This window comes from Tunicatimonas pelagia (genome assembly GCF_030506325.1).
GTDB classification, from domain to species: Bacteria; Bacteroidota; Bacteroidia; order Cytophagales; family Cyclobacteriaceae; genus Tunicatimonas; species Tunicatimonas pelagia.
Genome location: NZ_CP120683.1, coordinates 6,805,075 through 6,817,539 on the forward strand (window position 1 = coordinate 6,805,075; position 12,465 = coordinate 6,817,539).

10 protein-coding genes are annotated in these 12,465 nt (G+C 45.0%); 2 read left to right on the top strand and 8 right to left on the bottom strand.

Annotated elements, in window-relative coordinates; translation table 11 throughout:
- The first annotated feature begins 9 nt into the window (after positions 1–9).
- Positions 10–480 (top strand): hypothetical protein, encoded by a 471-nt coding sequence (locus P0M28_RS28975; RefSeq protein ID WP_302206999.1) that lies wholly within the window; start codon positions 10–12, stop codon positions 478–480.
- A 392-nt stretch (positions 481–872) separates the two neighbouring features.
- Positions 873–3,779, top strand: a complete 2,907-nt coding sequence (gene gcvP, locus P0M28_RS28980) for an aminomethyl-transferring glycine dehydrogenase (RefSeq protein ID WP_302207000.1) — start codon at positions 873–875, stop codon at positions 3,777–3,779.
- Positions 3,780–3,787: 8 nt separating this feature from the next.
- On the opposite strand, the gene P0M28_RS28985 is transcribed toward gcvP, so the two are convergent.
- From P0M28_RS28985 to P0M28_RS29020, 8 genes are all read right to left on the bottom strand, one after another.
- Complete coding sequence (locus tag P0M28_RS28985; RefSeq protein WP_302207001.1) at positions 3,788–5,032, bottom strand: RNA polymerase sigma factor; 1,245 nt, start codon at positions 5,030–5,032, stop codon at positions 3,788–3,790.
- Between the two features lies 1 nt (position 5,033).
- A complete protein-coding gene (locus tag P0M28_RS28990) occupies positions 5,034–5,390 on the bottom strand; it encodes a YciI family protein (protein WP_302207002.1) in 357 nt (118 codons plus the stop codon).
- 40 nt (positions 5,391–5,430) lie between these two features.
- A complete protein-coding gene (locus P0M28_RS28995; RefSeq protein WP_302207003.1) occupies positions 5,431–5,808 on the bottom strand; it encodes a VOC family protein in 378 nt (125 codons plus the stop codon).
- A gap of 237 nt (positions 5,809–6,045) precedes the next feature.
- Complete coding sequence (locus P0M28_RS29000; RefSeq protein WP_302207004.1) at positions 6,046–8,469, bottom strand: ABC transporter permease; 2,424 nt, start codon at positions 8,467–8,469, stop codon at positions 6,046–6,048.
- 256 nt (positions 8,470–8,725) lie between these two features.
- Complete coding sequence (locus P0M28_RS29005) at positions 8,726–9,517, bottom strand: LytR/AlgR family response regulator transcription factor (protein ID WP_302207005.1); 792 nt, start codon at positions 9,515–9,517, stop codon at positions 8,726–8,728.
- Between the two features lie 29 nt (positions 9,518–9,546).
- Positions 9,547–10,656, bottom strand: coding sequence for a sensor histidine kinase (locus P0M28_RS29010; RefSeq protein ID WP_302207006.1), 1,110 nt, complete (start codon positions 10,654–10,656; stop codon positions 9,547–9,549).
- A gap of 368 nt (positions 10,657–11,024) precedes the next feature.
- Positions 11,025–11,621 (bottom strand): GIN domain-containing protein, encoded by a 597-nt coding sequence (locus P0M28_RS29015; RefSeq protein ID WP_302207007.1) that lies wholly within the window; start codon positions 11,619–11,621, stop codon positions 11,025–11,027.
- 51 nt (positions 11,622–11,672) lie between these two features.
- Positions 11,673–12,290 carry an OmpH/Skp family outer membrane protein gene (locus P0M28_RS29020; protein WP_302207008.1) on the bottom strand — a complete coding sequence of 206 codons (618 nt, stop codon included), beginning with the start codon at positions 12,288–12,290 and terminating at the stop codon, positions 11,673–11,675.
- Positions 12,291–12,465: the final 175 nt, after the last annotated feature.

A 12,465-nucleotide genomic window follows, 5' to 3' on the forward strand; every position in this document is an offset into this window, starting at 1 on the left:
TCTCCGGCTATGATAGATACGCAATCAGATTTTTTGCCCTTCTTCTTCCAAGAACCAGTCTATGTAGTTAACGAGACGCAAGATGAAACAGCATACCGACCGTTAGGCAGCAATCGCTGTAAAATTCTTTTGTTGGTAGAAGAGTTGCAAGAACTTCACCTGTCTGATTCGGGAAAGGAGTTACTAGAAAAAATTCTATTGGCTTTAGAGCTTTCGTTTGATGATGTGTGCTTAGTAAATGTTAGTCAATGCGAAACCCCCGACCACCTGGAAGGTGAATTAGACTTTAAGACCTGTATATCATTCGGAATGCCCCCAGAACCGTGGCAGTTCAGTAACTTCTCCAGAAAGTATGAGATAATAAGGGATGAGTCGCAACGAGCGTTTTTATGGGCTGACCCCCTAGCCGAGGTTGCAGCTGACGTAGAAAAGAAAAAAATGCTTTGGCTCAGCTTGAAAGCGTTATTCCTCAGTGAATAGCTAAATTGCTGATCAGCCCACGGTCGATAGTCTACAGTCCACAGGTTTAGAAGCTTGAAATGTTGTGGTGTTAATGTTCAATTGTCCGATTGCTCAATTGTTGAATGGTTATTAGTCCACAAGTATTCAGATATTGGGAATTATTCATCAATCATTATTCATTAGCTCGTTGGTTCCATCAACAATCGATTTTAAATTCTGTTCTCCGTTCTCCGTTCAAATTTCATATTTTCCCTGAACCTCTCGGTTACTTTTTAGGTTGGTAGAATAGCAAGAAAAAGTTCTAAGCTGAAGTTAGCAATCCTAGCTTTTTGGCTTGTATATTTGAACTTTTAAAGCCACATCAACCTGCGTTATTGTATTCACTCTTTAGTTTGATGAATCAAATGTCCATGAAATTATCCGTACAATCGTACCTTCCTTTTGAAAAACGTCATAATAGTCCTGATAGTCAGCAAATTGCCTCTATGCTAGAATCCATAGGGGTTGAATCGTTAGAGGAGCTAATCAGTGAAACGGTTCCAGCTTCTATCCGGCTCAAAAAGCCGCTAGACCTGCCCACGGCTCAAACCGAAACGGAGTTTTTATCTCAGCTCAGAAAACTCGCTGAAAAAAACCGGGTAGCTAAATCGTATATTGGGCAGGGATACTACAGTTGCCACACCCCAGCAGTAATTCAACGAAATATTCTGGAAAACCCTAGTTGGTACACGGCCTACACTCCGTACCAAGCTGAAATTGCTCAGGGAAGATTGGAAGCACTGGTGAATTTCCAGACGATGGTTATAGATTTAACGGGTATGGAAATAGCCAACGCTTCTTTGCTCGACGAAGCAACTGCTGCAGCCGAAGCCATGAGCATGTTTTATGGGCTGCGAAAGGGTGGGAAGAAAAAGGCGATGAAGTTCTTCGTAGACGACAACACCTTTCCTCAAACGCTCAATGTGCTACAAACCCGGGCTGAGCCATTAGAGATTGAATTGATCGTCGGTGCCCTAGCTGATCTGGACGTAACAGATGAAAATCTATTCGGGGTGCTGCTTCAGTATCCGGATGCTAACGGAGCAGTTCACGATCATAGTGCGCTAATTCAGTCGGCTCAAGAATACGGCGTAAAAGTGGCTGTAGCCTCAGATTTATTAGCCTTAACGTTATTGACCCCTCCGGGTGAAATGGGAGCCGACTGTGTGATAGGGACTACCCAGCGGTTGGGTATTCCAATGGGCTTTGGTGGTCCCCATGCCGCCTTTTTTGCCACACGGGAAGAATATAAGCGACAGGTGCCCGGACGCATTATTGGCGCATCAGTAGATGCTCAGGGAAACCCAGCGTTTAGAATGGCATTGCAAACCCGCGAGCAGCACATCAAGCGTGACCGTGCTACATCCAATATCTGTACAGCCCAGGTGCTGCTGGCTGTAATGGCTGGGATGTTCGGCGTGTACCACGGCGCAGATGGTTTGAAAAATATTGCTCAGCGCACCCACGGACTGACCAAATTGCTGGCAAAAGGCCTGGAAGAACTAGGGCTAGAGCAAAGAAACGAATACTACTTTGATACCCTAAAAATTTCGGTTCCTAACCAAGCTGCTCTGAAAGAAAAGAGTGAAGAGGGAAATATTAATTTCCGCTATTTCCCTGGCGGCGACATTGGAATTTCTTTGGATGAAACTACTACGTTGGCTGATGTAGACCAGACGCTCACGCTGCTTGCCTCGGTAGCTTCTCGGGTGAGTAATTTTGATTTGGAGCAAGAAGCCAAAAGTCTAGCATTAGACTGGCCCGATGCTTTGGTGCGAAAAAGTGATTACTTAACCCATCCGGTATTCAATAGCCACCATTCGGAACACGAGATGCTGCGTTATATCAAGTGCCTGGAAAACAAGGATTTATCTTTGGTACACTCAATGATTCCTTTAGGTTCCTGCACCATGAAGCTGAATGCTACTACTGAGATGATTCCGGTGACCTGGCCGGAGTTTGGGCAGCTACACCCTTACGCCCCTGCTAGTCAGACCGAAGGTTACCAAGAGTTAGTAACTAATCTGAAAGATTGGCTCTGCGAAATTACCGGATTTGCCGATGTTTCTTTACAACCGAATTCGGGTGCTCAGGGCGAGTTCGCCGGACTGATGGTCATTCGTAGCTACCACCGGGAGCGCGGAGAAGGTCACCGAAATATTGCTTTGATCCCAACCTCCGCTCACGGAACCAACTTCGCTAGTGCGGTGATGGCGGGGATGAAAGTAGTACTAGTAAAATGCGACGACCACGGAAATATTGATATTGCTGATTTACAGGAGAAGGCCGAGAAACACAGCGAGAACCTAGCCTCTCTGATGGTGACGTATCCTTCTACCCACGGTGTTTTTGAAGAAGATATTCAGGAGATTTGTGCTTTGGTGCATCAGCACGGTGGGCAAGTCTATATGGACGGAGCCAACATGAACGCCCAAGTGGGGTTAACCAGTCCGGCGAATATTGGAGCCGATGTGTGTCATCTAAACCTGCACAAGACATTTTGTATTCCGCACGGCGGAGGTGGGCCCGGTATGGGACCTATCGGGGTGGTAGAGCACCTTGCCCCGCATTTGCCTCAAGATCCAGTAAACTACAACGGTACGTTTAATGGTGCCATCTCGGCGGCTCCGGTAGGTAGTGCCAGCATTTTGCCGATCTCTTACGCTTACATTGCCATGATGGGCGGTGAAGGGCTGACTCGGGCGACGCAAATCGCTATCTTAAATACTAACTATATCAAATTTCGCCTTGAGGGACATTATCCAGTGCTCTACACCGGAAAGAAAGGACGCAGTGCTCACGAGATGATTATTGACTGTCGGGATTTTAAGAAAGCCAACATAGAAGTTACCGATATTGCTAAGCGGCTGATGGACTATGGCTTTCACGCGCCTACGGTATCCTTTCCAGTAGCCGGAACCATGATGATTGAACCTACCGAGAGCGAAAGCAAAGCGGAGCTAGATCGCTTCTGCGATGCCATGATTGAAATTCGGCAGGAGATTCGTGATATTGAGAGCGGATTATATGCCCCTCAAAACAACGTGCTAAAGAACGCTCCGCACACAATGGCCGTGGCTACGGCTAATGATTGGGACTACCCGTATTCTCGCGAGAAGGCTATATTTCCTTTAGCGTATGTTCGGGAAAAGAAGTTCTGGCCATCTGTCAGCCGAATTGACGACGCTTACGGTGATCGCAACCTAATGTGCAGTTGCCTGCCAGTAGAGGTCTACGAAGCTACCGAGCAAGAGGAAGCTACCGCAGATGCGGTATAATAATAAACTTAGGCATTAACCATCTGTGCCCGCTTTTTCTTAAGATACGCCTGCTCCAACTCGTTAGAAGATAGGGCAATAGCTTGATCTATCTGACTAAGTGCCGGTTGAATGCTGCCTATTCTAAAATAGTATTCCGCGTAGCTACCGTGCAGTAGGTATTTTCGCTGACTTAAGTGGTTAGCTTCAACTTGGTCGAGCAACGCCTTCGCTCGGTCGAGCTGTCCTACCTGCAAATGTACCGAAGCCATTGAAAGCAATATAGTATCACCAGGCTGTAATTCGTATAGCTGCTGGTACAATTCCAAAATACGGTGCCAATCAGTGCTTTTAAAGCAGTCAGCTTTCAGGTGCTCGGCAGCAATCGCTGCTTCGTGGTGGTACGCCGAACGTTCGGTGTACTCGAGGGATTTTTGCATAGCATAGTTGCCCAGTACAATTAGTGGCTTGTACCAACGGGCGCGGTCTTGGTACTGAAGGTCAACTAGCTCATTGTTAGTACCTATCTTAGTTTCCAAACGAGAGGCATGAAAGCAGCAGAGGGCAAACAAAGCGTATAAGCTACCACTGCGGAAGCGTTCTTTTGTTAGCAGCAGTTTGCACAGTCGTAAAGCTTCCCCGCACATATCTTTACTAATTAGCGAGCCAGATTTAGTAGAGTGAAAACCTTCGTTAAAAATCAAGTAGATTGCTTGCAATACTACTGCCATTCGGTCTTCAATTTCATGGGGTAGAGGGTATGCTAGCTTAACTTGTTGGTCTTTCATCTTCTTTCTAGCTCGAGCCAGACGCTTCTTAATCGCTTCCTCTTTCAGAAGCAGGGCAGCAGCGATCTCTTTCATGGAGAAGCCAGAGATCGTTTTCAGCGCAAAGGCAATCTGTTCTTCTCGGGAAAGTACTGGATGTCCGGCTACTAAAATCATTCGCAGCTGGCTATCTTCTACTTCATGATCCAGAAAGAACTCACTAATCTCTAGAGCAATAGTCCCGTGGGGCACTTTCTGATGATGCTCATGCTTAACACTAATTCGTCGGAGAAGATCAATCACTCGGTTTTTGGCCGCTTGGGTGAGCCATGCCTCTGGATTATCAGGCATACTGTTTCTCCATTGTAACGTAGCCTTCACAAAGGTATCCTGAATGGCATCTTCAATGAGTTCCAAATGGGTAAGGCCAAAGATTCTGGATAAGATAGCAACCATCTTCCCATACTGATGCCGGAAAAGATGGTCTACTATTTTTCTGTGAGGCATACTATTCGTACTGGTCGAGCTTCATCACCTCCCGAATCTCAACGGAGCCATCTATATCGTAGTCCGGAAAGTCTTGGGCAATCTTTACTACTTCTTCAAAACTATTAGCCGCTACGGTGATATACCCACCAATTAGTTCTTTACTCTCTACAAACGGCCCATCCGACTCAATTCGGTTGGGTCCAACAACCCGTTTCACTTTGGCGTGCAAAGCTTCGCCACCTCGGAGTATGCCCTGCTGCTTTAGTTTTTCATCCCAAGTAAACCATTTTTCCATTCGGTGCTGTAGTTGTTCGGGTGAGAGACCTAGCTCTTCGTAGGCAGTGCCCCCGATAAAGATCATCATAAATTCTTTCATAATTCAAGGTACGTATTCGGTTGAAAAATGTAAACTCAGTTTAGTTTATGGAATGGATAGCCAGTTTATTTCCTTCGGTATCAATAAACTGTGCCATAAAACCGTGTTCACCAATGGATGTCTTCGGCATGACTATTTTGCCACCTGCTTGCTCTACTCGAGATAAGGGAACTGATAAATTATCTCCACCATTCAGGTATACTAACGCTCCGGCTTCTGAGGGCTCGTATTCTGGCCCACTGATGATGCATCCCCCAATACCACCATCTTCCATATCAGCGGGAAGGAAGGCCATCGTACTTCCGGTTTCATCCGGTTCTTGCGGAGTAAGAGAAGCGTTGAATAATAGTTGGTAGAATGATTGCGCCCGGGCGAAATCCCGCACCGGAATCTCAAACCAATTGATTGCATGTTTCATAGTTGTAAACATTTAAAGGTTAAACTTACCCTAATGACGAAGCGGATTTACCAGGAGGGGACAATCAATTAAAAAACGTATTCAGATATTTTGTGGCAACGTATTCAGATTTGAACCCTGCTAATTAATCAGTACTAACTGCAAAAGAACATTTCTTCTCCAGTAGGGTAAAGCAGTTTTCTCACTTTTGAGTTAAATAATGAATAATTTTAGTCATCAGTCATCAGTCATCAACGATCATTCTTCTCGCAAACTATTCACTGGATTACGCCGGGCTGCCGTAAGCGTTTGACTGCTGATGGTTAATAGCGTTAGGGTTAGGATAATTACCCCAGGTAACAATAGTAATCCTACACTGATGTCAATTGCGTAGGCAAAATTATTAAGCCACTCGGTAGCGAAGTAGTTAGCTACCGGAACAGCGATAACTAATGCAATACCAATCAGCTTTAAATAATCAGTAGAAAGTAATACAATAAGATTGCTCACCGAAGCCCCTAACACCTTCCGAATTCCAATTTCTTTGGTGCGTTGGGTCAGATTGAAGGAAGAGAGAGCTAACAGACCTAAACACGCAATAACTACCGCCAAGCCCGAAAATAACCGGAATAGTGCATTGAACTGACGTTCAGACTGGTACTGCCGATTAAAGAATTCATCCAAGAAGAAGTATTCAAACGGGCTACCCGGAAATAACGATTGATAGTTTTCTTGCAACTGCTCTAAGGTTCGGCTGAGATTGTTAGTCTGCACTTTCACTGTGTAATAGTTAAACGTACTTCGGCTTTGGAATAAAATGGGTTCAATAGCTTTCTTTAGACTTTGGTGGTGAAAATCTTGAACTACCCCGATGATTTCTTCTTGTCGGCCATTTTGCTCGAGGGTTTTACCCAGAGCTTCTTGGGCATTATTAAAGCCTAGTAGCTTTAGGGCAGAATAATTAATCACTGTTTGGTGACCGAGAATGTCGCTAAATGTCCTTCCGGCCAGAATTTTTATGTCGTACTGCTGAAAATAACTAGTGGCTACCTGTTGAATGGAAAATACACCGGACGTTTCCTCACCATTGACGGTAATTCGGTCGGCGTAATCGTAAATATTCTGTCCGGGCACGGTAGTGCTTCCTGATATATTTAGTACGCCGGAAGCAGCCGAGCTTGCCTGCTGAAAGCGGGTATAATTATTACCGTGACCGTAGTCAATCGCTTTAGGAGCTTTCAGTACTACGATCTGTTCTGGATTAAACCCTAAATCCTGCTGCTGCATAAAACGAACCTGCTGACTTGCTACCAGCGTGAGCGCAATAAACACAAACGCTAGGGCGAACTGCCCCACCACCAATACTTTACGCAGGGAAGAGCCAGCACTACTTTTCGTAAATTGACCTTTTAGCACTTTCACGGGTTGGTAGCCTGATAAAATCAGCGCGGGATAGAACCCGCTGCCAATCACTAGCGCTAGTAGCCAGAGGTTTCCACTGACCACCATCAGTACCGGAATATTGATGGTGGTGTCAGTATCCAGCTCAAACTCTTCAGCTAAAATGGGAAACAATAGATATACTATGGCTGCTGCCACCGTTACGGCTATCAGATTGATGAGTAGGGTTTCTAGAAAGAATTGCCCAATGAGTTGGGTACGCTGTGCCCCTGCCACTTTCCGAATTCCAACTTCCCGGGCTCGCCGGAGAGCCTTTACGGTAGTTAGGTTTATAAAATTGATGTAAGCAATTAGTAGGATGAGTAACGCTAAAGCAGCCAGCAGATATACGTACTGGGCATTTCCAGGAACGGAAGCCTCTACCGGAGCTTCGTGCTGCAAATCTGAGTGCAGATGAATACTGGGCAACGACTGGAGGCCAAACTCCCACTGGATGTTCGCCTCAGCAAATCGCTTTTCGTTAAACTGCTCCACAATCGGTGAGAATTCACGCTCTAGCGAGAGCGGGTCAGTACCTTCGGTAAGCTGAAGGTAAGTGTAGGTGTTATTCCAGTCCCAAGAGTCATCAAACTGGTGACCGACAAACTCAAACAGCGTAGGGTAGGAGACCAGCACCCCCAGTCCGAGATGAGTGTTCTTCGGTATATCTGCCATTACTCCGGTTATTTCAAATTCTGGCGATTGCCCGTCAAAGTTTTCAGCATCGATGGTGATTGTTTCTCCCAAGGGGTTTTCCTGTCCAAACAATTGTTGGGCAGTACTTTCGCTAATCACGATACTGAATGGCTCAATCAATGCGGTTCGCGGATTACCTTGCAACAGGGGAAAAGAGAAGACAGAGAAGAAAGACGAGTCAGCCAAGTAAATCAACTTTTCGCTGGCGTATTGGTCTTGATACGTTAGCACCCCATCGGGGCCGAGAACCACCAGACGGGTGTGGTTTTTTACAGTAGAAAAGTTATCCTGAAAGTTGGTAGCCACTGCCGGGGCCACCTGAGGGGTCTGAATATCGAGTTCACCATCTTTGTAGATACGCTGGTACACCCGATAGGTGTCGTCGGCAGATGCATGGAATTGGTCGTAGCTTAATTCAAAAGCCACGTAACGAAAAATCATCCATCCGGCAGCCATACCTAGAGCCAATCCTAGAATGGTAATTAGAGAAAATAGTTTGCTCTTCCACAGAGTACGTAGTGCGATTTTAAAGTAATTCCTTAGCATAACGTTATACAATTAACGAGGTGCAATGAGCATTTAGCAATTGTTCACTGCGCCTGGTGCCCGGCACATTACTAAATGTTCATTGTTTAAGTTATTCATTTCGTAAATTATCTACTGGGTTTAGGAAGTGCTACTTTTTGCAGCCAATAACCGTATGAGTGCAGTGAATGAATGTGAACGTGGAGAGGCTCCATCTTTTTGATGAAGTTGCAGAAGTGCATTGAGAAAGAAGGTTAGTTGAACAAATGATTGTAATTCAACTATTGATTAAACTCTTAATCTGCTCGCGGTAGCTTCGGCTGCTGTTAAGTGTGTGGCTCGTAGTGAGGGTGAGCTGGTACTCATTGCCGTGAGGTTGGGGAGCAATTTCCTGAAGAAAATTTTGATTTACAATACTGGATTTATGGATACGTACAAAGGGCGGGTTGGGTAAACTCACTTCCATCTTTTTTAAGCTATCTCTCAGCAAATAAAACCGTTCCTTTACATGAATCTTTACATAATAATCGTAGGCTTCAATCCAGGCAATTTCTGAAAAGGGGAGAAAATGAATTTTTCCATCTACTTTCACGGTGAGCCGTTCCGAAGCGGATGCTTCAGTGTTAATCAATTGGCTAGATTGACTGGTTTTTAGCTGCGACTGAATGAAGCCAGACACTTGTTGGTTGGAGGTGCTTCTTTGCTCAATGATCTGCTTGGCATGATTCAGTGCGGCGTAGAAGCGTTCATCGGTAAAGGGTTTTAGCAAATAGTCGATGGCGTGTACCTCGAAGGCTTTCAGGGTATACTCGTCGTAGGCGGTGGTGAAAATTGTGGCGGGCAAATACTCTTCAGCGATGCTATTTAGCACTTCAAACCCGTTAACCTGCGGCATTTGAATATCCAGAAACAACAATTCCGGATGGTACTCTCGAATGGCCTGAATGGCTTCAATGCCATTCGCACAAATAGCCACTACGTTAATCTGCTGATCTCGAGCAAGTAGCTCGGCCACTCCGTTTCGGGCTTCCAGTTCATCATCTACAATAACCGCTTTTATCTTTTCCATGAAGTATCAAGATACCAAAATGCTCGGAATTATTGTGCTTTATTTGTCTGAGGTAACACAATTCTTACCAGCACCCCGTCTTCCCGCTCAGTAATCTGAAATTTGAAGTTACCTTGGTAGAGCTGCATCAGCCGATTTACCGTATTACCCAAACCAATTCCCTGGTGACTGACAAAATTCCAATCGTCGGGAAGCTGGTTTCCGGTATTAAATACTTCCATCACTAGTTGGTCAGGTTCCAATTGAGCCGATATGGTGAGCCGAGCGGCTTGTAAGCTTTGCGAAATCCCGTGTTTAAACGCATTTTCCACAATAGGCTGTAGAATTAAGTTAGGCACTTTTACCGCTAAAGCTTCGTCCTCAATAGTTTGCTCTACCGTGAGCCGATCTTGGTAACGGGATTTTTCAATAGTCAAGTACTGATCGATGAGTTGTAGTTCGTCTTTCAGCGGTACAAATGCTTGGCGATTTTGGCTTAGGCTATTTCTGAGCATCTCACTGAGGCTACTCAGCATGGTTATTGCCGCGGGCTGATCGTTTTTCCGAACCATCATGGCAATGGTATTCAGGGCATTAAACAAAAAATGAGGTTGCATCTGTAACTTCATCTGGTCTAACTGACCCTCGGAAAGCTGATTTTGTAGCTCGCGGGAAATAAGCCGCTCACTATGGTACCGATGGCGGTTTTCTAACGCCAGCAATACCAGTAGTATAATCCAATAGACCGTTACGCCTACAAAAATATCGAACCAAGTTTGTTCCCATAGCGCAATCAGTTCTTGCCAGGTCTTAGATTCTTGAGGTAAGAATAGCCGCTCTAGTAGCAAACCACTGAGGTAGCTTAGTGCTTTATGAGTAGCACCAAATACTAAGCTGATTCCGAAGTGAAACACTCCGAACCACCGCTTAGGGTAATGACGTGTGGCTAAAAACAGATCGAACACTACAAAGCTGAGTATCCAGAATGATAACACAGTGGCCAATGGGTGCCGAATGCTGCTGCGAAGATTATACGCAGTATTCCAATCCGATGCTAGCGAGTAATACCACAGCAGGCTGATGAGTCCGACAATTAGCCACACTCCGGCGTTGTAAAGCAAAAAATATTTAATCTGAAATATTCGGGACAGCCGCGACATACCTGGTAGCGTAGTTCTGGGGAAAGATACAGATTCTTAGTGAAGTACTCGCCAGTAGGCTTCGGAATGATGAATAGAAGAAGCTGCTAGCAAGCTACAACGAGTGTGATGAGCCACTGAACGAGCTATTTCAGCCACTGAACGAGTTTGGCGAGCCAAGCCGCCTGCGCCCCGTATATTTGTAGTGTAAGGTTGTTAAAAAAGAGTGTTTAGAGATTAAGATGCATAGGTTGAAGTTGCGCCCTCAGCGGCGTGACAAGGTTGTTGTGAAGTAAAAACCGCGGATTGGTGTCCACGGTTTTTCTTTTTACCGAACCTAGTATCGTTATCCTGAAGGCAACCTATGCAGATAAAAATTTACAATGCCATCACAGTGAATAACTAAGTCCGCCTGGACTATTTCCGATGATTACCCACGGTACTACCTTCAACATATCACTAGCTACCTGACGGAAATTAAGCTTATTGTTACCGTACTCCTTTACTCTTAGCACGGTTACTTTTCCCTTTCCGACCGAAAATCTATTTTCGCCGTAGAAGGCTGCTTTCCATTTTCTGGCTTGTACTTCTTCTAAAAAAACGTCATTGCTTCCGAAGGAGCGTAATACAAATCTATCAGATTTTATTGGACTGTTATTGACTACATGACTGCTGCCAATCACGGTTAACTCTTTAAGGGTGGCATACGTAACGTAGGCAGTCACCTGAGCACCCTCAACGGGTTGTGCGTTTGTATCCAGGTAAATAGTTAGCTTGTTACCTTTATTCTCAGTAATAATTGAGCAAGGGTCAATTCCGTGGTATTCTAGCTGTAGCTTCGGGGTTTCTCCTTGTTGTAAAACAAGATCTATTTCATCTAATACTTCAACTCGAGTAAAAGGAGAGATTTCACGATCGTGTTGCGTTTGGGCAAAACAGACGTTTACGAAAACTAAGATGTAAAAAAGAGTGGCTGCTAGTTTCATAGGAGTATGTTTATAGCAAGATGCAGCAACTCACATAAAGGTTGCTTCTATTTACTCGGAGGCAGTAGAATCTGGTGGAGTGGTGCCGTTATAAACTTGGTTTAATCCTTCTACCACCTGTTGGGTAATATCCAGGCTATCGTCGGCGTAGAGCACACCGCTGTTTTTAGTGTAAGTGAGCACTAGTTTGAAGTCTTTGTTTTTGCCGTAGTCTTCCAGAAAATTAGAAACCCGCTCGTACAAATCGTCGTTCACTTTGCCTTCTTCTTCTAGTAATTGGCTACTCAGGTTTTGCTGGTACTGGAGTAGATTTTGCTGCTTCTTTCGTAGGTCTTCTTCCACCGCCCGGGCTTGGTTCATGGTCATACTCCCGGCATTCTGTTGGAAGTTGCTAATTTCATTCTGTAAACCTCTCGCTCGGTTTTCGTACTCTTTTTGTAAGTCTTCGGCCCGCTTCTCTAGCTCTACTCGTTTGGTCTGGAAAAACTCGTAGTTTTCAAGTAAGGTGTCAGAGTTGACGTAGGCTATCTGGGGAATAGCGCCTGAGGCAGTTCCATCAACCGCAGCTTCGGCAGGAACCACATCACCGTTCTGGCTGAAGTGAAGAACGTAGAGGTAGATGACGGCAATGGCTAGTACGATATTTAAAACGAGGGATGCAATTTTCACAGTGTTATAAGTTCTATTGGTAGATTAAGTAATAAATAAGCGGCAAAGATAAAGTATTTTTTGGGTATTGGATATTGGGAGTTGGGTTTTGGAATAGAAAACGGTTTTTAATGTGACGGCGAGTTTTACTGGATACCGTATTGCTACTTCTTATTTCACATCTCTCATCCCGGAA